16 protein-coding genes are annotated in these 23,014 nt (G+C 65.1%); 7 read left to right on the top strand and 9 right to left on the bottom strand.

Annotated features, from left to right (window positions below; translation table 11 throughout):
• Positions 1-6: 6 nt before the first annotated feature.
• The 4 genes from EPB08_RS17840 to EPB08_RS17825 form a co-directional block, all read right to left on the bottom strand.
• Complete coding sequence (locus EPB08_RS17840) at positions 7-486, bottom strand: chemotaxis protein CheD (protein WP_130620444.1); 480 nt, start codon at positions 484-486, stop codon at positions 7-9.
• Positions 479-1,312, bottom strand: a complete 834-nt coding sequence (locus tag EPB08_RS17835) for a CheR family methyltransferase (protein WP_130620443.1) — start codon at positions 1,310-1,312, stop codon at positions 479-481. Before EPB08_RS17835 ends, EPB08_RS17840 begins: the two co-directional genes overlap by 8 nt.
• 9 nt (positions 1,313-1,321) lie before the next feature.
• Positions 1,322-3,019, bottom strand: a complete 1,698-nt coding sequence (locus EPB08_RS17830) for a methyl-accepting chemotaxis protein (protein WP_165418533.1) — start codon at positions 3,017-3,019, stop codon at positions 1,322-1,324.
• 409 nt (positions 3,020-3,428) lie between these two features.
• On the bottom strand, positions 3,429-5,084 hold the full coding sequence (locus EPB08_RS17825) for a serine hydrolase (protein WP_130620442.1): 1,656 nt from the start codon (positions 5,082-5,084) through the stop codon (positions 3,429-3,431).
• Positions 5,085-5,197: 113 nt separating this feature from the next.
• Here EPB08_RS17825 and EPB08_RS17820 point away from each other — a divergent pair, with 113 nt between their 5' ends.
• Positions 5,198-6,016: a phosphatase PAP2 family protein gene (locus tag EPB08_RS17820; protein ID WP_229238398.1), complete on the top strand. Its 819-nt coding sequence runs from the start codon at positions 5,198-5,200 to the stop codon at positions 6,014-6,016.
• Between the two features lie 47 nt (positions 6,017-6,063).
• Here EPB08_RS17820 and EPB08_RS17815 read toward each other — a convergent pair whose 3' ends face one another.
• From EPB08_RS17815 to EPB08_RS17795, 5 genes are all read right to left on the bottom strand, one after another.
• Positions 6,064-6,564 carry an Ivy family c-type lysozyme inhibitor gene (locus EPB08_RS17815; RefSeq protein WP_130620441.1) on the bottom strand — a complete coding sequence of 167 codons (501 nt, stop codon included), beginning with the start codon at positions 6,562-6,564 and terminating at the stop codon, positions 6,064-6,066.
• Between the two features lie 76 nt (positions 6,565-6,640).
• Positions 6,641-8,908 (bottom strand): thiamine pyrophosphate-dependent enzyme, encoded by a 2,268-nt coding sequence (locus tag EPB08_RS17810; protein WP_130620440.1) that lies wholly within the window; start codon positions 8,906-8,908, stop codon positions 6,641-6,643.
• Positions 8,909-9,118: 210 nt separating this feature from the next.
• Positions 9,119-9,616 carry a nucleotidyltransferase family protein gene (locus EPB08_RS17805; RefSeq protein ID WP_130620439.1) on the bottom strand — a complete coding sequence of 166 codons (498 nt, stop codon included), beginning with the start codon at positions 9,614-9,616 and terminating at the stop codon, positions 9,119-9,121.
• Complete coding sequence (locus EPB08_RS17800; protein WP_130620438.1) at positions 9,613-10,155, bottom strand: GNAT family N-acetyltransferase; 543 nt, start codon at positions 10,153-10,155, stop codon at positions 9,613-9,615. Before EPB08_RS17800 ends, EPB08_RS17805 begins: the two co-directional genes overlap by 4 nt.
• A gap of 71 nt (positions 10,156-10,226) precedes the next feature.
• Positions 10,227-11,396 (bottom strand): acyl-CoA dehydrogenase family protein, encoded by a 1,170-nt coding sequence (locus EPB08_RS17795; protein WP_130620437.1) that lies wholly within the window; start codon positions 11,394-11,396, stop codon positions 10,227-10,229.
• A 243-nt stretch (positions 11,397-11,639) separates the two neighbouring features.
• Between EPB08_RS17795 and EPB08_RS17790 the strand changes: the two genes are divergently transcribed.
• The 6 genes from EPB08_RS17790 to EPB08_RS17765 all read left to right on the top strand — a co-directional run bounded on the left by EPB08_RS17790 (position 11,640) and on the right by EPB08_RS17765 (position 22,863).
• Positions 11,640-12,515 (top strand): DMT family transporter, encoded by an 876-nt coding sequence (locus tag EPB08_RS17790; RefSeq protein WP_130620436.1) that lies wholly within the window; start codon positions 11,640-11,642, stop codon positions 12,513-12,515.
• Between the two features lie 280 nt (positions 12,516-12,795).
• Positions 12,796-14,031 (top strand): efflux RND transporter periplasmic adaptor subunit, encoded by a 1,236-nt coding sequence (locus EPB08_RS17785; protein ID WP_130620435.1) that lies wholly within the window; start codon positions 12,796-12,798, stop codon positions 14,029-14,031.
• Between the two features lie 18 nt (positions 14,032-14,049).
• Positions 14,050-17,157, top strand: coding sequence for an efflux RND transporter permease subunit (locus EPB08_RS17780; RefSeq protein ID WP_130620434.1), 3,108 nt, complete (start codon positions 14,050-14,052; stop codon positions 17,155-17,157).
• Complete coding sequence (locus tag EPB08_RS17775) at positions 17,154-20,456, top strand: efflux RND transporter permease subunit (protein WP_130620433.1); 3,303 nt, start codon at positions 17,154-17,156, stop codon at positions 20,454-20,456. Before EPB08_RS17780 ends, EPB08_RS17775 begins: the two co-directional genes overlap by 4 nt.
• Complete coding sequence (locus EPB08_RS17770) at positions 20,453-21,919, top strand: efflux transporter outer membrane subunit (protein WP_130620432.1); 1,467 nt, start codon at positions 20,453-20,455, stop codon at positions 21,917-21,919. Before EPB08_RS17775 ends, EPB08_RS17770 begins: the two co-directional genes overlap by 4 nt.
• Positions 21,920-21,984: 65 nt before the next feature.
• Positions 21,985-22,863: an aldo/keto reductase gene (locus EPB08_RS17765; protein WP_130620431.1), complete on the top strand. Its 879-nt coding sequence runs from the start codon at positions 21,985-21,987 to the stop codon at positions 22,861-22,863.
• The last annotated feature ends 151 nt before the right edge of the window (positions 22,864-23,014 follow it).

The raw sequence follows: 23,014 nt of genomic DNA, 5'->3' as shown, positions 1-23,014 counted from the left end.
GGACTCCTATGCAACGGGGCGGCCGATGATGCGAACCGCGTAATGATGTTGGGCGCAATCGATCACGATCTGGCGCCCGTTTTCGCCGCCGACATCCACATGCACCACGTGAATGCCGGTCTGCGCCAGCAAGCGCCGAGCCATGCTTGCGTTCTGCTCGCCGATCAGTCCATGCCTGGGCGGCGTGGCGTGTTGCACCATGCAGGCACCTCCGGCGATGACCGCTTCGACCTCCCCGTGATGCGACCGGTCCAGCTGCATCATCGAGAGCAAGGTCGGCAACGCCGTCGTCACGTACTTCGCACCGTGGCCTTCGACCGGCTGCGGCGGCTCAGGCAGCAGGCAGTGCGCGAGCCCGTAGAGACCCCGCTGCCGCCACAGCAGGCCGATGCCCACGCACGATCCGAGGATGGCATGCAGCACGTCATCGCCACGCCCTACCCTGACCTCGCACATGCGCACCTGGATGTCTTCCCGGTCACGCATCCACGCGATCCTTCCGCCGATAGATCAGCGGCTGCTCGAAATCGAAGCCCACGTTGAGCCGTGTCAGCGACTCGGATTCGCCGATGATCAGCACACCATCGGGTGCCATCGCACGCCGCACATGCTCGAGGACCGTGCGCTGCCCCTCGTCATCGAAATAGATGAGCACGTTGCGCAGCAGCGTGATGTCGAAGCGCGCCGCCCCATCGAGGCGCTTGTGCAAATGGTGCTCTCTGAACACCACGTGGGCACGAAGTGAGGGCGAGACGGTGAAACCGTCACCATCCGCCTCGAAATATTTCGACGCCATGGCAGGCCGGGCCCGCAAGAGGCCATCGACATTGCGCCCCTGGTAACGCCCCGCGCGGCCTGCCTGCAAGACCTGCGAAGCGATGTCGGTGGCCAGGATCTGGTACTTGAACGCCGGATGCTGCTCGCGGAACTCTTCGCAAAGCATGGCCATGGAATACGCTTCTTCACCGGTGGAAGCCGCGGCCGACCATATCTGCAACGTGGCACCGCGATTCCGCCGAAACCACTCGGGGAGCGCCTGCTGCCAGAGATACTCCCAGATGCGTGGCGTCCGGAAGAACGAGGTCTCGTTGGTGGTGACCAGGTTGATGAAATGCCCTACCTCATCCGGCCGCTCTTCGAGCACCGACAGATAGTCCCGGTAGCTGTCCAGCGTCAGTGTCTGCAGGCGCCGGCGCAGCCGGCCCTGCAGCAGGGTCCATTTCCTGTCCGCCATATGGATGCCCGTATGGCGGTGCACACGATCCAGCAGCGCGCGCTGGATGGCCTGGTCGATCTCACCCTCGCATTCCATGGCGCTGCCTCAGACGACGAAGCGGCGGACCGTCGTGTTCAACACCTCGGCCCCCTGGTTCAGAGCGGTCGTGGAGCGCGCGATGGTGTCGCACGAGGCGGCCGACTTCTCGGTTTCCTCCGCCACCTGCTGGATAGCGGCGCTCACTTCGCGAGCCGCCACCAACTGTTCGTCCGCGCCACAGGAAATCTCCGAGATCGCTTGCGTCGTTCGGCTTACACCAGCCACGATCTTCTCGAACGCCTCACCCGCCTGGCGGGAGATTTCGCTGCCCTGCGTGACGCGCTTGACCGATTCATTGATGAGCTTCGAGATCTCCTTGGTCGCCTGGGACGAACGCTCGGCCAGCTTGCGCACCTCGTCCGCCACTACCGAGAAACCGAGACCGTGCTCGCCCGCGCGGGCCGCTTCGATCGCCGCGTTGAATGCAAGCAGGTTGGTCTGGCTGGCAATCTCACCGATGACCTTGATGATCTCGCTGATGTCCTCGGACGAGCGATTGATCAGCTCCATCGCCTCGATGGAGCGCGCGATCGCCTTGGCTCCGCGTTCGGCCTCCTGGTGCGTATCCTTTGCCACCTGGTCGGCGCTGCGCGAGTTCGTGGCGATCGAGTTGATCGAGGCCGTGAGTTCCTCGATCGAGGCATTCATTTCCTCCACCGTCGCCCCCAGCAGCTGGGCTCCGCTGGCAACCGTGCCGGCACGGCCCGCGATCTCGTGCGACGACGAGGAGAAGCCACCGGCCGAATCGATGACCTTGGAGATCACCGAGCGCAGGTCGCCCATCATCTGCTGGATGCCATCGGCGAGCTGGTCGATGGGTTCGCTACCCTCCACATGCACGGTGCCGGTGAGATCGCCCTCGGCGGCGCGACGCACCACCTTCAGGAGCTCCTCGACCTTGCGCTGGTCTTCCGCCGCCCGCCACTTAACGGACTCCTCCAGTTCGACCTGGGAGGTGACGTCGGTGGCGAACTTCACCACTTTCTGCAGGCGGCCGTTGCCGTCGAAGATCGGGTTGTAGGTCGCCTGGATCCAGATGACCTTGCCGCCCTTGCCTACGCGCTTGTAACGACCGGTATCGAATTCGCCGCGGTTGAGCTTGGCCCAGAACTCGGCGTACGCCTGGCTGGCCGTGTAGCTCTCCTCGCAGAACATGCGGTGATGCTGCCCCTGGATCTCCTCCAGCCGATAACCCAACGCTGCCAGGAAGTTCTCGTTGGCCTGGAGCACTTGGCCGTCCAGTCCGAACTCGATGATCGCCTGTGCCTTGCCGATGGCGTTGACCTTGCCCTCGTATTCCGCCCTCTGCTCGCGACTGGCAGTGACGTCGGTGGCGAACTTGATCACCTTGTAGGGCTTGCCCGCTTCGTCGAATACCGGGTTGTACGAGGCGTTGATCCACACTTCGCGACCATCGCCGGCGATGCGCTTGTATTCACCGCGATCGAGGATGCCTTTGCCCAGGTTCTCCCAGAACGCCTTGTACTCGGCGCTGGCGGCGTAGGCTGGCTCGCAGAAGATGCGATGATGCTGGCCCTGGATCTCGTCCAGCGTGTAGCCCAGCGTGCTGAGGAAGTTTTCGTTGGCATGAAGGATCTTGCCCTTCAGATCGAACTCGATCACCGCCTGCACGCGATTCAAGGCGTCGCTGACGGCCTTCAGTTCCTGCGGCTCCAGCGGCATATCCGGCGTCTCTTTGCCCATGGCCTGTTCCTCGATGTGATGTTTTCCAGACACGCACGGCGTGCCCGGATATGAAGGCTCAGGGGACGGTTCTTGCACGCTCTTGCGCAGGCAACCCGATGCGACCACCGCAGACATTCCCACGAACTGCAGGCGCATGACTGCCCGTCATGTCTCCATGAGACATGAGTGATTTCGCCTGCGGATGTTTCCCCCTTACCTTCGGTATCGGCGTTCGGGAGGCGGCCTTTAGGGCTTTTTTTAAAGAATATTTGCGTGAAAATCCAGCAACATCCTGCATGTTGCCGATAACGTGCAGCAGGCAAATCCCTCTGCTGCTACGACACCCGTTGCGGGTGTCGGGGGCGGATTGATCCCGACGAGAGACGCCATCGTCATGGATGGCGTCTCATATATCGTGCGTTCGCCGTCAGTGTGACGCGGCTGCCTTCGCTTCCTTCACCGGCGTGAGGCGAAGGTCCTGGAAGTCGAAGCTGAAGTCGGTGAGTGGCGAGATCGGCTGCATGCGTACATCACGCACCTTGCCGTCCGCATCCAATGCATAGGTCACGAAGGCATCGGCGTTGAGTGCGCGATCGTCCCAGCGCACGATGAAGGTGTCGTGCTGCCACGGCTCCATGGTGCCCACCAGCTGCGCGGTCTTGGAGAACTTGAGGCGCAGCTTGCCGCCCTGCTGGCTCACCACGATGTCGCCATACCACGGGTCACGGAAGGTGCCGGCGTAACTGGCCAGCGACAGCGAAGGCTTGCTGTTCTTGTCGCGTGCCGCGAGGTGCTTCTGCCAGCTGTCGTCCGCGCCGCCTTCTGATTTCTTCACGGCCGCGGCATAGGCGGCGACCCAGTCCTTCTTGTCATGCCCCATATAGGCATCGAGCACGCGATAGGTCACGGCGTTGAAGGCGGCGCCGGATTCCTGGTTGGTGAGCACCACCACGCCCAGCTTCAGTTCCGGCACCAGCGTGACGCGCGACACCATGCCGGGCCAGCCGCCCGTGTGCCACACCAGGCGCTGTCCGCGATAGTCGGACAGCGACCAGCCTTCGCCGTAGCCGGCGAAATTGGGACGCGTATCCTTCAGCTCCGGCACCGACGGCTCGCCGATCTTTATCGGAATCAGCATCGACCACATCTGCTTCTGGCTGTCTTCCGAGAACAGCGGCTTGCCGTTGGGCAACTTTCCGCCAGCAAGTTGCACGTTCATCCACTTCGCCAGGTCATGCACGCTGGAATAGATGCCACCCGCGCCCGAGTTGTTGGACCACGCCATCGGCGGTACCGGCTTGAGCTCGGTGAAGTTGAACTTCGCGTGGCCCATGGCGACGTCCATGCCAGGCTTGAGCGCCGTCATGTCGACCAGCGACTCGTCCATGCCTACCGGCTTGAAGATGCGATCGCGGATGAAGTCGGCGTAACTCTGTCCCGACACCTGCTCGATCACCAGCGTAGCCACGGCGAACAGGATGTTGTCGTAGGCGTACGCGCTGCGGAAGCTGGTGGCCAGCGGCACGTTGCGCAGACGCTGCACCACTTCCTTGGTGGAATACGCCGTGGGCGGCCAGTACAGCAGGTCGCCCGCGCCGAGACCGAGACCGCTGCGATGCGCGAGCAGGTCACGCACGCGCATTTCGCGGGTGACGTACGGATCGGACATCTGGAACCACGGCAGATGATCGATCACGCGATCATCCATGTTGAGCTTGCCTTCCTCGGCCAGCATCTGCAGCGAGGCGGCGGTGAAGGCCTTGGTGTTGGAAGCGATCGCGAACAGCGTGCGCGCATCCACCGGCTCCGGCTTGCCCTGCTCGCGCACGCCAAAGCCCTGCTCCATCACCACCTGTCCATCCTTGACGATGGCAACCGCGATGCCCGGCACGTCGAACTGCTTGCGGACGCTGTCCATGTACGCACTAAAATCCTGCAACTGCGCGGGCAGCGCCGGCTGGGCGGCGGTGGCTGCCACCACCGGTGCGGCTGCGGGAGCACTGGTCTGCGCCCACACCGGTGCGGCCAGCACCAACAGGGCGCAATAACCTGCCAGGCGTGGAGAAAAGCGTCGCTGGGACATCGTGGGCTCCTGGGCTATGAATCGCGCCACTATCGCGGCAAACGCGGGCGCTGACCAGCACTGGAAGTCATGCCGTGAGCGAACCCTCGACGACTGTCGTCCCAGCAGGGATCATGGCGCGCCAGCCCCTGGACCTGCCCTTGATGACCGAACTGGTGGAATGGATTGCCGCGCACGCCCTGCCACTCTGGGCGGCCCTGCTGGTGCTCGCCTGCCTGACAGGCGACCTCGCCTGGCAATGGAATCGCCGCCAGCGCGACTTCGCGCTGCAGCAGGGGCGCGAGCCGGTGGTGATGCGAACGCGCACGGCCGTAGCCCTGCTGCTGGCTGCCCTGCTCCTGTTCGCCGCGATCGCGCTCGCCATCGGCGTGGAGGCTGGCAACGGACTGCCGGGCTTTGACTCCACGCTGGCCGAGGATCTGCACCAGCGCATGCAACCCTCGGTATTGCGCGTCGTTGCCGCCGTGTCCCACCTCGGCGACCTCGGCTCGGTCGCCACGATCACCGTCGTGGTCCTGGCGATCCTGCTGATGCGCCGGCAGCTGCAGCTGGCTACCTGCTGGGCCATCGCCATGGCCGCCATCGTTCCGCTCAACAGCGGGCTGAAGGCGCTGTTCCGGCGTCCGCGTCCGTTGCACAACCACGGCTTCATCGTCGAGCACGGCTGGAGTTTCCCCAGCGGCCACGCGTTCGGCGCCATGGTGTTCTACGGCATGCTCGCCTACGTGCTGCTACGCCTGTTGCCGCATCGATGGCATCGCCTCGTGATCGCCGCTGCGGTCGCCATGGTGACGGTGATCGGACTGAGCCGCATCGTGCTGCAGGTGCATTACTTCAGCGACGTCATGGCAGGTTACGCGAGCGGCCTGATATGGCTCGTGATCTGCATTGCCGGCGCGGAAAACTGGCGGCAGCGACATCGCGCTCCATAAGCAGGCATCCGAGTGGCGTAGACGGCACCAGGAGAATCTGGCGTCGCCTACTTCGACGAGTACATGCGCTCGTGCAGAAACTGCTTCGTCTGGTCGTCCGGAACACCGAGCCAGGTCAGCTCGTCGTTGGTCGGGTCGTTGCTGTCGATATCCATGGCCTGCTCCTTGCGGCGCGCGAACAGGCCCGTCATCGCGTGTGCATTGGCGTCGTACAGCACCAGGATGCGTTCCGTCGGGCAATCGTGCGGCTTGCAGGCTCCGGCCAGCCATTGTTCGTGGCCCGCCACCTCGACCCTCTGCGCTGGAGTGGAGGTCCCGTCATGTCGCGTCCACGAAGGGAGCTGCCCCGTGCCGGGCATGGCGGCGAAAGCCAGTGAAAAGTCCGGCCTCTGCAAGAGCCCGTAGAAGTACAGCGTCCCGCTCTTGTCGAGACTGGGAACAGCCTGCGTGGCGGCCACCGGGGCTGGTGCGCCCGCCTGCTCGTGTGGCGTCGAACAGGCAGCCATCGAAATCGACAAGACCAGCAAGGGTGCAAAGCGACACGTCATGGGAACCCTTTCCGCGCCGGATCGCGACGAACCGCCCCGAGGCACACCGGCCCAGAACCGGTGCACCGTGCGCTCGTCAGGCCAGCTTGCGTGCCGCGGCGACGACGTCCACCTCGCCTGGCAACACCAGCAATGCGGCGCCTGCAAGCGGCGTGTAGGTGTCCGCACCTACCACGCGTTGCAGCGGCGTGGCGCCATGACCACCTTCCACGATAGCCGTGATGATGCCCTCGCCCACCCCCGCACTGCGTCGACCCTCGTCCAGCACGATAATGCGCTTCGCCGATTGTGCCTGTTCCGCGATGAAGGCGTTGTTGAGAGGCGCCAGCCAGCGCAGGTCGACCACCCGAACCTTCCAGCCGAGTTCCGCTTCGATGGTCTTCGCGGCCTTCAGGGACATCGGCACGCCGTTGCCGAATGTGAAGACCACCAGGTCGTTGGCCGTTTCGTTGTACACGCGCCCCTCGCCCAACGTCATCGCTTCGCCCGGTGCCGGATAGCTGAACTGCCATTGGCCGTCACCGGCTTCGTACAGATCCTTGGTCATGTACAGCGCAATGGGCTCGAGGTAAGCGCATACGCGGCCATCCACCTTCGACAGCGCAGTCATGGTACGCAGCATGGTGGCCGCGTCGTCACCGCGACTGGGGCAACCGACCACGAGACCCGGGATGTCGCGCAGCGGGGCAATCGAGTTGTCGTTGTGGAAATGCCCGCCGAAGCCCTTCTGGTAGCCCAGGCTCGCCACGCGCATGACGATCGGGTTGCGGTACTGGTCGTTGGAGAAGAACTGCAGCGACGCCGCTTCGCCACGGATCTGGTCGCAGGCGTTGTGGAAATACGCGAGGTACTGGATCTCGGGGATCGGCAGCATGCCCATGTTGGCGTAGCCCTGGGCAAGACCGAGGATGATGGTCTCGTCCAGCAGCGTGTTGAACACGCGGCTGCCCTTGAAGGTCTTGTGCAGGCCCTTGGTGACGGTATACACGCCACCCTTCTGCGCGACGTCTTCGCCGAACAGCAGCGACTCCGGATACTTCGCCATGATGTCGTGCAGCGCCTGGCCGATCTGGATGGCCAGATGGCGCGGCGGCTGCTTCTCGGGCAGCTTGTCTTCGCTACCGAAGGCGGCGATGCGGCGATCCTGGTAATCGGTGCGCTCTGCTTCGACCTTCACCGCCTCGGGCGTGTACGGCGCCAGTGGCTTCATCACCTGTTCGAGCGTGGTCAGGCGCGGGCGACGATCGGCATCCTCGGCGGCCTCGAAGCAGCGCTTGCGCGTGGCTTCGTACAGCGCCAGCAGCGATTCCTTGGTGTACAAGCCGGAGGACAAGGCAATTTCCGCGGAGCGCAGCAGCGGATCGCTGGCCTCCACGGCAAACAGTTCTTCCACGCTGCGCCATTCGATTTCGAAATCGGTGCCCGCGTGGCCCATCACGCGCGTGGTGCGCAGATGCAGGAAGGTCGGGCGCCGCGTGGTGCGGCAGTGCTCCACCGCCTCCTGCACCTGCGCGTAACCGTTCGCGAGATCGAGACCATCCGCAAAGAAGTAGTCGAGGTCGGCGCGATGACGGAAATTGTTCGCCACCCATCCGCTCGGCGTCTTCACCGAGATGCCGATGCCGTTGTCCTCGCACACGTAGAGCACGGGCGCCGGCAGTTTCTGGTAAGCCGTCCATGCTGCAGCGTTGAAGGCGGTCTGGGCGGTGGCATGATTCGACGAGGCATCGCCGAACGAGCAGATCGCGATGCTGTCCTCGGGAATCGGCAGCTTGTGACCGATGCGACGCGCCTGTTCGATGGCAACCGCGGTACCCAGCGCCTTGGGAAGGTGCGAGGCGATGGTGGAGGTCTGCGGCAAGACCCAGAGCGGCTTGCTGCCCCACACCTTGTGGCGCCCGCCGGAAGCCGGATCTTCCATGCTTGCAGCGAACGAGAGCGCCGAGTCCATCACCGGGTCCATGCCCGGCAGCTTGCGGAAGCGCTCGGCCATGAAGCCGCCCGAGCGGTAGTGCAGGAAGGCCGGATCGGTATGGCGCGTGAGACGCGCAACCATCGCGTTGCCTTCGTGGCCACTGGAGCCGATGGTGTAGAACACCTTGTTCTGCACGCGCAAAACGCGCGCCATCAAGTCGAGGTGACGGCTGATCAGCTGCGATTCCAGCAGCTCGCGAAAGCCCGTCGCATCGAGCGAGCTGCCAGGCAGCACCGGCGAATGGGCACCGTGCGGCGCATGCACCTCACCGTTCCACAGCTGGACGAACTCGGTGAAGTTCTGGTCGACGATTTCGGCGCGGTTGAAACCCTTGTGGCGTGCCGTGAGGGAATACGGAATGGCGGTCATGATGTCTCGTCAACGAACAGCCGCGGGGGCGGCAGAGTGGGAATAATGATCAGACGCGCGCACGGTCTCGCCGCGCATCTGCTCCCTCTCCCCTTCGGGGAGAGGGTTGGGGTGAGGGGCCAATCTTGCGATGCGGCCATGTCGAAGCATGCTCCGTAGCGACGTCATCGCGAGCACCCGCCCCTCACCTCAGTCCTCTCTCCCACGGGACTACCTCCGGGTCGCCCGGAGGGGAGAGGAAGTGAAAGCGCGCAGCGACTTCGCGCGTGCCAGATCTTTCTCTCGGCCAAAGCTCTCGAGTATCCGAATCTGGTCATCGACCGATGGCATCGGCACGGCGAGCCCGTTCAATCCGGCCAGCACCAGACGGCCTGCGGATACGGGCGTCCAACCATCGCCCTGATTGAGCTCCAGCCCGCCCATCACCTCAACGGGCAGCCCCGGAAAACGGAATCGCGCGAAGTACGAACGAAAACGCTCCGCTCCTTCAGGCTCGTGCGTGGATTCGCGCCGCTCAGCCCACAGCGCCATCAACCGCCCGGCGTCCTCGCGTGACGTGAGCACATCCACATCGGCCACGCTCACTTCGGCGCCCGCCAGCAACGCGGCGGCACTGCCGATCACGCACCACGGATCGAGGCAATGCACATGCAGTTCCGGCACGATCTCGGCCAGCGTGGCGAACAGCGCGGGCGTGACGTGGCTCACTTGCGGCGACTCCGCCACTGCTCGCGCGACTGGCCCCAGACTTCGACCGTCACGTGCTCGAACGGCGCCGGCAACTGGCCGGGACCGCGCAAGGTCGAACCCAGCTTGCGCGCCACGATCTGCGAGGCGGTGTTGTCGGGTGCGATGGTGTGGATCACTTCGCTCCAGCCCAGCGTGTCGAATGCCCAGTCGATCGCGGCCACGGCGCCTTCGGTCGCATAGCCCTTGCCCCAGGCGTCGCGCACGATGCCCCAGCCCACCTCGGTGCCGGGCCAACCCTCGGGCATCCACGGGCCCAGGCGTCCGATCCAGCGCCCGCTGTCCTTCTCGATCACCGAGAACATGGCGTAACCCTGGATGGCCCAGGCGCCGGCCATCGACAGGAATCCTCGCCACGCGGTAGCGCGCGGCTGCGGGCCACCGATATGGCGCGAGTTCTCCTCGTCGGCCATCAACGCCGCCCAGCCTTCGAAATCCTCCGCCCTGGTGGGACGGAGGATGAGTCGATCGGTTTCGATGCGAATGTCTTGCCAGCTCATGGAGTGAATCCAGCCATCATCGCCCGTCTCCCCTCACCGTCATTTGCCCTACGGAAATCGTGATTGGCCCTTCAGAACGCGTTGATGCCGGTCAACTCACGACCGACCACCAGCTGATGCACCGTCTCGGTGCCTTCATAGGTGATGACCGATTCCAGGTTCAACGCGTGACGGATGGCCACATGTTCCGTCGTGATACCGGCGCCGCCGAGGATGTCGCGGCATTCGCGCGCAATGTCGATGGCGATGCGGCAATTGTTCCACTTGGCCAGCGACACCTGCGTCGGCTGCATGTTGCCGGCATCCTTCAGGCGGCCGAGCTGCAGCGACAGCAGCTGCGCCATGGTGATGCGGCGGGCCATCTCGGCCATCTTGATCTGGATGGCCTGGTTGGAAGCCAACGGGCGACCGAACAGCACGCGCTCCTGCGTGTAGTCGAGCACTTCCTTCAGGCAGGCCTGCGCAGCGCCGATCGGGCCCCAGGTGATGCCGTAGCGCGCCTGCGTGAGGCAGCCCAGCGGACCCTTCAGGCCCTTCACGTTAGGCAGGCGGTTGGCTTCCGGCACGCGCACGTTGTCGAAGAACAGCGCGGACGTCACCGACGCGCGCAGGCTCATCTTCTTGTGCACTTCCTGCGCGGTGAAACCCTTGGTGTCGGTGGGCACGATGAAGCCCTGGATACCGTCCTCGGTCTGCGCCCACACGATGGCGATGTGCGCGAGGTTGCCGTTGGTGATCCACATCTTGGCGCCGTTGATGACCCAGTCGCCGCCGTCCTTCTTGGCATTCGTCTTCATGTTGGCCGGATCGGAACCGCCGTGCGGCTCGGTGAGGCCGAAGCAGCCGATGACCTCGCCCGCCGCCATCTTCGGCAGGTAGTGCATCTTCTGCTCTTCGGTGCCGTAGGCGTAGATCGGATACATGCACAGCGAGCTCTGCACCGAGGCGAAGCTGCGCAGGCCGGAATCGCCGCGCTCCAGCTCCTGGCAGATCAGGCCGTAGCTCACGCCGTTCATGCCGGCGCAGCCGTACTTTTCCGGAATGGTGGCGCCCAGCAGACCCAGGCTGGCGATCTCGGGGACCAGCTCCTTGGGAAAGCGGCCCTGGTCGAAGCAGTCGCCGATGATCGGCAACACCCTCTCGTCGACGAAACGGCCAACCGAGTCCTGCACCATGCGTTCTTCGTCGGACAGCAGCGAGCGGACGTCGTAGAGATCGAGCGGGTTCAGGCGAGCGGACATGCGGGAGTTCCGTGACTGGGGACAAACTCCCATTCTAGCGGGCCCTTACGTGCGGGTCATGGCGGGGTGCAGCAGGCGCGGGGTAGGCGCCCGGGGCCCGCTGTGGGACCATGCACGGCGCTTTCCGCCATTCCGGCGCGCCCCGACGGGCGTGGGCCGGGCTTTGCCGGGTTTCCACCGATGCTCCGGTTCATGCCTCGGCGGGACGGCACACAGGTACCCCGCTCCCCCGCCGGACCATTCATGTTCAAAGGTGTTCTTCTAGGCTTCGCCTGCTACGCCGCCTACGCGATCAGCGACGCCTTCGTGAAATCCCTGCACGGCACCCTGCCCGCCTACGAGGCGGTGTTTTTTGGTGCCGTGCTGATGCTCAGCGCCCTGCCGTTCATCCGCAAGCCGGGCGACCGCTATCTCGACGTATTTCACGCGCGCAAACCGAGCCTGTGGTGGATCCGCGCGATCACCGGCGCCATCTGCAACATCTCGGCGGTGATCGCGTTCACCGCGCTGCCGATGGCGGAGGCGTTCGCGCTGATCTTCCTGCTGCCGATCTTCGTGACCCTGCTGTCGGTGGTTTTCCTCAAGGAACACGTGGGCTGGCGACGCTGGTCGGCAGTGATCGTGGGCTTCATCGGCGTACTGGTGGTGTTGCGCCCCGGCTTTCGCGCACTCGGCGTGGGCCACTTCGCGGCGATGAGCTGCGGCCTCTCCGGCGCCGTGTCGGTGGTGGCCCTGCGCATGGCCGGACCGCACGAAAAGCGCATCAGCCTCTACGGCGCCGGCGTCATCGGACCGCTGGTCAGCGGCGGCGCATTGATGCTGCCCGCGTTCGTGTGGCCCAACGCGCACCAGTGGATCCTGCTCGCAGGTTACGGCCTGCTGGCCGGACTTGCCGGCGTGCTGCTGATGCTGGCGACGCATCACGCGCCGGCCAACCGCGTCGCACCCACGCAGTACAGCCAGATGCTGTGGGCCATCTTCTTCGGCTACTGGCTGTTCGGCGATCACCTGGACTGGCCCATGCTGGTCGGCATCGTGCTCATCCTCGGTTCGGGCCTGTTCACACTCGTACGCGAGGAACAGGTCACGGGCTGGTGGAAACGCACGCGCATGGTCTGAGCGGCGCCCGCTGCTTTCTCCCTGGCCGCCCCGCCATAGGTGGCATCACTCCTCCATGACGATGCCTGTGCGATCAGTGCACAGGCTGCGGCTGCGCGTGGACGCGATGACCTCACTGGCACGCAGGGGTCTGGCGTCAACCCTGAACCGCACGGGTCGTTAATAGATGCTCCGGCAGCTTTCAGGGTGGCCTTCACGCTGATCGGCTGCGCTGACGCAAGGGTGATGCCGTGCCATGGCTCGACGCTGTGAACGTTGCATTGAAGCTGGGAGATAGCGCATGAGCGCCGATGCCGCGACGGCATCCCGGCCGCGCCCCAGGCGCCGTGGCGCATGGATCGCCGGACTGGTCATCGCCACGCTGGTGGTGTTGATGATCGTCCACATCCTCACCGGCCAGAAAACGCGCACCGGCAGTCCTCCGCAGGTCGTCAGCACGGCAGCGGCTACGCTCGGTGACATGCCGGAGCGATTGAGCGCGCTGGGCACCGTGACGCCCATCGCCACCGTCAACGTGCTGCCGCAACTGAGCGGCTACCTCACCGAAGTGGGCTATCAGGAAGGCCAGGACGTGGCGAAGGGCCAGTTTCTTGCCCAGATCGACCCGCGCCAGTACGAGATCAACAAGCAACAGGCCGAGGCACAACTGGCGAAGGACCAGGCCAGCCTGGACCAGGCGCGCGCTGACCTGGCCCGCTATACGCAGTTGCACGAGCAGAAGTCGATCGCGGAGCAGACCTACAGCGACCAGAAATTCACGGTGCAGCAGGACGAGGCCGCGGTGAAGGCGGACAAGGCCGCCATCGCGCAAGACGAGCTGGACCTTGCGTACTGCCATATCACCGCACCGGTGGCCGGACGCGTTGGGCTGCGCCTGGTCGATCCGGGCAACTACGTCACGCAGTCGAGCTCGCCGGGCATCGTCACCATCACCACCATGAAGCCGACCACCGTGCAGTTCACCGTGCCGCAGAACTCGCTGGGCCAGGTGCTGCAGCGGGTCAACGGCGGCACCAAGCTGCCGGTCACCGTGTTCAACAGCGACAACAGCAAGCAACTGGCCACCGGCGAGTTGTATGCGCTGAGCAACCAGATGGCGACCAGCACCGGCACGGTGACCTTGCGCGCCACCTTCCCCAACGACGACGAGGTGCTGTTCCCGAACGAATTCGTCAACGTGCAGTTGCTGGTCGACACGCTGCACAACGCCGTGCAGGTGCCCACGCCCGCCGTGCAGAGCGGCGCGCCGGGCTATTACGTGTATCTGGTCAATGCCGACCAGACCGTGTCGGTGCACAAGGTGACCCCCGGCCCCAGCGACGGCAAGCACACCGTGATCCTGGCCGGCCTCAGCGCCGGCCAGCAGGTGGTGACCGATGGCATGGATCGCCTGAGCGATGGCGCCAAGATCAAGGCCGCATCGGCCCAACCCGCCGCAGCCAGCAGCACGGGCGCGTCGCATGCCTCACACGCCAGCGGCAAGCGATCGCACGGCGCGGCCTCCAGCGCTTCCTGAGCGACGGGTCAGCGTCTGATGAACATCTCCCGGCTGTTCGTACTCAGGCCGGTGGCGACGTCGCTGCTGATGATCGCCCTCGTGCTGGTCGGCCTCGTCGCGATCCGCTTCCTGCCGGTGTCCTCGCTGCCCAACGTCGACTATCCGACGATCCAGGTGCAGACCTTCTATCCCGGCGCGAGCCCCACCGTGATGGCAACCACGGTGACCGCACCGCTGGAGGTGCAACTGGGTGAGATTCCCGGCCTGCAGCAGATGACCTCCAACAGTTCGGCGGGCGCTTCCATCATTACGCTGCAGTTCGACCTGTCGCTCAACCTGGACGTGGCCGAACAGAACGTGCAGGAGGCAATCAACGCAGCCAACAGCCTGCTGCCCTCGGGCCTGCCCGCGCCGCCCACCTACGCCAAGGTGAACCCGGCCGATCGGCCCATCCTCACTCTCGCGGTCACGTCCCACTCGATGTCGCTGCCGCAACTGCAGGACATCGCCAACAACCGGCTGGGCGCGAAGATCTCGCAGGTGCCGGGCGTGGGCCTGGTGACGCCGGCCGGTGGCAATGTGCCGGCCATCCGCGTCGAGGCCGATCCGAAGAAACTCGCCGGATACGGGCTCAACATCGACGACCTGCGTTCGCTGATCGCCAACGTCAACGTAAGCCAGCCCAAGGGCAACATCGACGGCCCGGATCTGGACTACACCATCAACGGCAACGACCAGATCCACGATCCGCAGGATTACCTCGACACCATCGTGTCGTACCAGAACGGCGCGCCGGTCTATCTGCGCGACGTGGCCCGCGTCAGCCAGGCCGCGCAGAACACCGAGCAAGGCGCCTGGTACGACAGGACGCAGGCCATCGTGCTCAACGTGCAGCGCCAGCCCGGCGCGAACGTGATCGCCACCGTCGACCAGATCATGAAGGAGCTGCCGCAGCTCGAATCGACGCTGCCGGCAGGCATGCATGTCGAGGTGGTCTCCGACAGCACGGGCGTGATCCGCTCGTCGGTGACCGACGCCGCCTTCGAGCTGGTGTTGGCGGTGGTGCTGGTGGTGCTGGTGATCTTCGTGTTCCTGCGCAATCTGCCGGCCACCTTCATCCCCAGCATCTCGGTGCCGGTATCGCTGGTGGGCACGCTGGCGTTGATGTACGAACTCAACTATTCGATCGACAACCTGTCGCTGATGGCGCTGATCATCGCCACCGGTTTCGTGGTGGACGATTCGATCGTGATGATCGAGAACATCGTGCGCTATCTGGAGGAAGGCAAGACGCCGCTGGAAGCCGCCCTGGAAGGCGCCGGGCAGATCGGCTTCACCATCCTGTCTCTGACCATATCGCTGATCGCCGTGTTGATCCCGCTGCTGTTCATGGGCGGCGTGATCGGCCGCCTGTTCAGCGAGTTCGCGGTCACCCTCGCGGTGACCATCGTGCTCTCGGCAGTGGTGTCGCTGACCCTCGTGCCGATGCTGTGCGCGCGCCTGTTGCGTGCGCAGGCCGAGCGCCACCCCAGCCGCTTCGAACGCGTCAGCGAGCATCTGTTCGACAAGACCCTGGCAGCCTACAAGCGCGGGCTCCACATCGTGATGGAGCACCAGACCGCCACGCTGCTGGTGTTCCTGGTCACGCTGGCCTTAACCATCGTGCTGTACGTGGTGATTCCCAAGGGCCTGTTTCCGGTGCAGGACGTGGGCGTGCTGCAGGGCATCAGCGTGGCCGACAACTCGGCGTCCTACAGCACCATGGTCACCCGCCAGCAGGCGCTCGCCGATGCGATCCTGAAAGATGCCGATGTCACCAGCCTTACCTCCTACGTCGGCATCGACGGCACCAATACCACGCTCAACAACGGCCGCTTCCTGATCAACCTGAAGGCGCGCGACGATCGCTCGTCCAGCGCGGCGGAGATCGCACGCCGCCTGCAGGACGAAACGGCCAGCGTATCCGGCATCCGGCTGTTCCTGCAGCCGGAGCAGGACCTCACCCTGGACACCACCATCTCGCCCAACCAGTACCAGTTCGTGCTGCGCGGGCCGAGCCAGCAGGCCTTCCTGCAATACGTGCCCGAGCTGATCACGCGCATGAAGCAGATCCGCTCGATCACCGACGTCACCAGCGACCTCAACAATGATGGCCTCAGCGTCAACGTCGAGGTGAACCGCCAGCTCGCCGCGCGCTACGGCATCACCGCCGCCACCATCGACAACGCGCTGTACGACGCGCTGGGCCAGCGCATCGTCTCCACCATCTTCGAGCAGGCCAGCCAGTACCGTGTGATCCTGGTGGCGAAACCCGAGAGCATTCCCACCGTGGAATCGCTGGGCGACCTGTACCTGCCCAGCCAGACCGGCAGCACTGGCCAGGTGCCGCTCAAGGGCATCGCCACCATCAAGACCGCCAAGTCACCGCTGGTGATCAGCCACCTGGCGCAGTTTCCCGCCATCACCATCTCGTTCAACCTGGCCAAGGATGCATCGCTCAGCAAGGCGGTGAAGGAGATCAACGATGTCGAGCAGGCCGTGCACCTGCCCTCGTCGATCACTTCCACCTTCCAGGGCGCGGCGCAGGCCTTCCAGGATTCACTGTCCAGCGAGGTCTACCTGCTGATCGCCGCGCTAGTGGCCGTCTATATCGTGCTGGGCGTGCTGTACGAGAGCTTCATCCATCCGGTGACCATCCTCTCCACCCTGCCCTCGGCCGGCATCGGCGCGCTGCTCGCACTGATGATCGCCGGCAGCGACCTGGACGTGATCGGCATCATCGGTATCGTGCTGCTGATCGGCATCGTGAAGAAGAACGCGATCATGATCGTGGACTTCGCGCTGGAGGCTGAGCGCGTGCAGGGCAAGCCACCGGAAGAAGCCATCTTCGAGGCCTCGCTGCTGCGCTTCCGCCCGATCCTGATGACCACGCTCGCGGCCATGCTGGGCGCGCTACCCATGTTGCTTGGCTCGGGCACCGGCTCGGAACTGCGTCGCCCGTTGGGCCTGGCGATCATCGGCGGCCTGGCGCTTAGCCAGATGCTCACCTTGTTCACCACGCCGGTGATCTACCTGTTCTTCGATCGCCTGGCGCAGCGCGTCGGACGCAAGGCCAGCGGCGAGCCCGCGGAAGAGTCGCCGTGAACATCCCCGGCGTCTTCATCCAGCGCCCGGTGGCGACCACCCTGTTGGCCGCCGCCATCCTGCTGTCCGGTTTCCTGGCGTATTTCCACCTTCCGGTGGCGCCGCTGCCCAACATCACCTTCCCCGTGGTCGTCGTGCAGGCCAGCATGGCCGGCGCCAGTCCCGCCATCATGGCCTCCACCGTGGCAGAACCACTGGAACGCCGCCTGGGCACCATCGCAGGCGTCACCGAACTGACCTCGCAGAACACCGTGGGCACCTCGATAATCGTGGCGCAGTTCGGCCTCAACCGCGACATCAACGGCGCCGCGCGCGATGTGCAGGCCGCCATCCAGGCCTCGCGCGCCGATCTGCCCAGCACGTTGCGCAACAACCCGACCTATCGCGAATACAACCCCGCCGACTCGCCGATCATGGTGCTGGCGCTGACCTCGCACACGCTTACTCGCGCCCAGCTCTACGACTCGGCCGACTCGGTGATCCAGCAGCAGCTGTCGCAGGTCGACGGCGTGGGCCAGATCACCCTCGGCGGCAGCGCGCTGCCGTCGGTGCGCGTGGAGCTGGAGCCGGACCGGCTCAACAGCTACGGCATCGGCCTGGAAGACGTACGCGCCGCCATCAGTGCCGCCAATGCCGACAGCGTGAAAGGCCATATCGACGAGAACGGCCAGCGTTACGAGGTGCTGTCCAACGACCAGATCAGCAAGGCCGCGCCCTATCGCGACCTGGTGATCGCCTACCGCAACAACGCCCCTGTGCAGTTGCGCGATGTGGCCGCGGTGAGCGATTCGGCTGAAAACCTCCGCAACGCTGGCCTCTACAACGGGCAGGAGGCGGTGCTGGTGATCGTGTATCCGTTGCCCGGCAGCAACATCGTCAACACCGTGGCGCAGATCCACCGCGTGCTGCCCTCGATCGAGGCGACCCTGCCGCACAACGTGCACATCGGTGTCGCGGTGGATCGCTCGCAATCGGTGAACGCCGCGGTGAACGACACCGAACGCACGCTGTGCATTGCCGTGCTGCTGGTGATCGGCGTGGTCTACATCTTCCTGCAGTCGCCACGCGCCATCCTGGTACCGGCGGTGGCGCTGCCACTGTCCATCATCGGCACCTTCGGCCCGATGTACCTGATGGGCTACAGCATCGACAACCTGTCGCTGATGGCGCTGACCATCGGCACCGGTTTCGTGGTCGATGACGCGGTGGTGGTGCTTGAAAACATCGTGCGCCACGTCGAGGCCGGCATGGATGTGCGCGAGGCGGCGATGCTCGGCAGTGCCGAGGTCAGCTTCACCGTGATCTCGATGAGCCTGTCGCTGATCGCGGTGTTCCTGCCGATCCTGCTGATGCCGGGCATCGTCGGCCTGCTGTTCCACGAATTCGCGGTGACGCTGTCCACCGCCATCCTGCTGTCACTGGTCATCTCGCTCACCGTCACGCCCACGATGGCGGCCCACGTACTGAGCCGTCGCACGCTGCATTCTCGCGCGCGCTGGGCCGTCTGGTACGAGCGTCAGTTCGATCGCTTCCGGCAGGCCTATTCGCGATCGCTGCACACGGTGATCGATCGCGCGGGGCTGGTGATCCTGTGCCTGATCGGACTGATCGTGCTCAACGTGCTCCTGGTGCGGCTGCTGCCATCCACCTTCTTCCCCGAGCAGGACAACGGCATCCTGGTCGGCCAGATCATTGCCGACCAGAGCATCTCGTTCCAGGCCATGGAACAGAAGCTCGCGCAGTTGCAGGAAATCGTGCAGAAGGATCCGGCGGTGGCATCCGTTGCCGGCTTCACCGGTGGCCGCGCGCTCAACTCCGCCAACGTGTTCATCGAACTGAAGCCGCTGGCGCAGCGCAAGCTGTCCGCCGCGCAAGTGGTGGAGCGGTTGCGACCCAGGCTCAATGCAGTGTCCGGCGCCAAGCTGTTCCTGCAGGCGGCGCAGGACCTGCATATCGGTGGTCGCCAGTCCGCCGCGGAATATCAGTACACGCTGACCAGCGACGACCCGGACAGCTTGTTCACGTGGGTGCCACGGCTGGTGACGGCACTGGGCAAGGATCGCGACAAGCTCATCGACGTGAATTCCGACCTGCAGCAGAACGGCCTGCAGATCTACGTGAACATCGATCGCGCCACCGCTGCGCGCTACGGCTTCGCGCCCAACCAGATCGACAGCGTGCTGTACGACGCCTTCGGCCAGCGCACCGTCTCCACCATCTACAACCAGCTCAACCAGTACTACGTGGTGATGGAAGTCGCGCCCCGGTATTGGCAATACCCGCAGACCATCGACCGCCTGCGCTTCAGCACCGCCGCCGGCAATCCCACCGGCACGCAGCAGACGCAGATGTCCAAGGCGCTGGTCTCGGGCGTCACCTTGCCGAAGGCAGTGACCGCCACCAGTGCCACATCCAGCACCAATGCGCTCAATGCCGACGCGGAGGCCAACCAGCTGACGAATGCGATTTCCAACGCCAAAGGCGGCAGCTCCAGCGGCAGCGCCGACAGCACGGCGGCCGAGACCATGGTGCCGTTCCCGGCGCTGGCCAGCTATATCAGCAACCACACCGCCACCCAGGTCAACCACCAGGGCGGCCTGGTGGCAGGCACCATCTCGTTCAACCTGCCGCCGGGCGGTTCGCTGAGCGCGGCACTGGCGGCCATCAACCAGGCAGGCACAGACATCGGCATGCCCGCGGCCATCCACGGCGGCAGTGCCGGCGCCGCGCAGGTGTACGCGCAGTCGATGGGCACCATGCCGCTGCTGATCCTGGCCGCGCTGGCTGCGGTCTACATCGTGCTGGGCGTGCTCTACGAGAACACCGTGCACCCCATCACCATCCTGTCCACCCTGCCGTCGGCGGGCATCGGCGCGACGCTGGCGCTGCTGATCTTCGGCACGCCGTTCTCGGTGATCGCGATGATCGGCATCATCCTGTTGATCGGCATCGTCAAGAAGAACGCGATCATGATGATCGACGTAGCCATCCATTTGCAGCGCGACCAGGGCATGGAGCCGAAGAAGGCCATCCACGATGCCGCCGTGGTGCGCTTGCGCCCGATCATGATGACGACCGCGGCAGCGGTGCTCGGCGCCGTGCCGCTCGCGGTCGGTATCGGCCAGGGTGCCTCGCTGCGCCAGCCGCTGGGCATCACCGTGATGGGCGGACTGATCCTCAGCCAGATCTTCACCCTGTACACCACGCCGGTGATCTATCTCTATCTCGATCGCCTGCGCGTCAGGCTTGCCCACTGGTCGGAGGGCCTGCCGTGGAACCGCTCGGACGTGAACGCATGAACACGAAGCTATGCCGCAAGCTGCTTGCCGTGTCGCTGGCCGTGGGGCTCGGCGGCTGCATGGTCGGACCGGACTATCACCGCCCCGCGGTGAACGTGCCCACCCACTACGAGGAACTGCCCGGCTGGACCGCGGCGACGCCCAGCGCTGCCGAAGCCCCCAAGGGTGACTGGTGGACTGCCTTCAACGATCCGCTGCTCAACGAGCTGGAGCCGCAGGTATCGGTGTCCAACCAGACCGTCGCTCAGAGCTACGCCAACTACCAGGCCGCCCTGGCCGAAGTGCAGGTGGCGCGCGCCTCGCTGTTTCCCACCATCGGCATCAGCGGCGCCGCCAGCAAGCAACGCGCCGCCGCAGGCAACGCCGGCAGCGGCGTGGAACATCTGTCGCCCATCAGCACCAGCGGCTCGCTGGAAGGCAATGTGAGCTGGGCGCCCGACCTGTGGGGCAAGGTGCGCCGCACCGTGGAGGAGAACAAGGCCAATGCCGAGGCCAGCCAGGCCACCCTGGCGAATGCGACGCTGTCCGAGCAGACCGCGCTGGCAACGGCGGTGATCGAACTGCGCGTGACCGACGCCAACATCGACCTGCTGAACAAGACCGTGGCCGCCTACCAGGAATCCCTGCGCGTGGTGGACAACCAGGGCAAGGCAGGCACCGTGCCGCCATCCGATGTCATCACCGCCCGCACGCAACTGGAGAACGCCCAGTCCAGCCTGCTTGCGCTTGGCGTGGCGCGCGCGCAGTACGCGCATGCCATCGCGGTGCTGGTCGGCAAGAACCCGGAAGAGCTGCCGATTCCCCACAGTACGGCGATGCCCTCGCTGCCCGACGTGCCCAGCGGCGTACCCTCCACCCTGTTGCAGCGGCGCCCGGATATCTCCGTGGCCGAACGCGACATGGCGGCGCAGAACGCGGCAATCGGCGTGGCGGTGGCCGCCTATTATCCCTCCCTCTCGCTGTCCGCCGCCGATGGTTTTTCGCAGTCGCCGCTTGCTGGCCTGCTGCACGTGGCCAACCACGTGTGGTCACTCGGCGCGGATGTCGGCGAAACCATCTTCGACGCCGGCGCGCGCCATGGTCAGGTGGCCGAGGCACGAGCCAACTACGAGGCTGCCGTCGCCAATTACCGACAGACCGTGCTGACCGCGCTCAAGAACGTGGAAGACGATCTTTCAGGCCTCAACATCCTGGCCCAGCAGGCCAAGGTGCTGGATGCGGCGGTAAGCGACGCCACCCGCGGCGCGGAGATAGCCCTCAACGAATACCAGGCCGGCACCGTGGACTACACCACTGCCGCCGTGGCGCAGGCCACCCAGCTCAGCACGCAGGAGACCGCCCTCAACGTGCAGCAGCAACGACTGCTCGATGCGGTGTCGTTGATCGGTGACCTGGGCGGGGGCTGGTCGGCCGACCAGCTGAGCGACACGAAAACCGCCGACGCGAACCCACCCCGGCACTGAAGCCGGTGCTGGCAGACCCGCGCGGTGCTTGGCACACTGCGTGCCCCACTCGCTTTCCGATGACCATGCAGCCAGCCTCCTTCTCACTCTCGCCTATCGTCGCCGGCCTCTGGCGCATCACCGACTGGCAACTCAGCGTGGCCGAACGCGTGCGCTGGATCGAGCAGGCGCTGGAGCTGGGCATCACCTCGTTCGACCACGCCGACATCTACGGCAGCTACCAGGCGGAGGCGCAATTCGGCGAAGCGCTGAAGGCTTCGCCCACGCTGCGCGGACGCATGCAGCTGGTGACCAAGTGCGGGATTCGCCTGCGCTCGACGGATCGCCCGTATCGCGTCAATTACTACGACACCTCGGCGGCCTACGTGCGCACCCAGGTGGCGCAGTCACTGCGCAACCTGCACACCGAACAGCTGGACCTGGTGCTGATCCACCGCCCGGACTACCTGATGGACGCGGCTGCACTGGCCGACACGTTCACGGCGCTGACCCGCGAAGGCAAGGTCGCGCATTGGGGCGTGTCCAACCACACCACCAGCCAGTTCGCGCTGCTTCAGCAGCACCACCCGCTCGTCACCAACCAAGTGGAGCTTTCGCCACTGCAGATGGACGCACTGGACGACGGCACGCTCGACCAGGCCCAGCAACTCGGGTTGCGCCCGATGATCTGGTCGCCGCTTGCAGGCGGTCGCCTGTTCAATGGCGAAGACGAGCAAGCCATGCGCACGCGCACCACCATGCTCGACATCGCCGCACGCTACGGCATCAGCCTGACCACGCTGGCGTTCGCCTGGATCCTGCGCCATCCGTCACGCCCGCACCCCATCACGGGCAGCGGCCGCATGGTGAATCTGCAGGATGCAGTGAAGGCACTGGATGTCACGCTGGACGCAGAAGACTGGTACGCAATCTGGACGGCGAGCAAGGACCACTCAGTGCCCTGAAGGGCACGTTGCCTCGCTTACGGGAGTGTTGGACGCATCGTGTACGCGAACGGTCGCACTCCCACCCGTCACGATGTCATCGCTTCGCCTCCCTTGTGGGAGCGCACCCTGTGCGCGACGCGCGCATCGCGACCAGGTGGTCGCGCACCTA

It is taken from the genome of Dyella amyloliquefaciens (assembly GCF_004296575.1).
Classification (GTDB): domain Bacteria; phylum Pseudomonadota; class Gammaproteobacteria; order Xanthomonadales; family Rhodanobacteraceae; genus Dyella; species Dyella amyloliquefaciens.
Note: the sequence above shows the minus strand (reverse complement) of the source record. Positions and strands in the feature narration are given on the sequence as shown.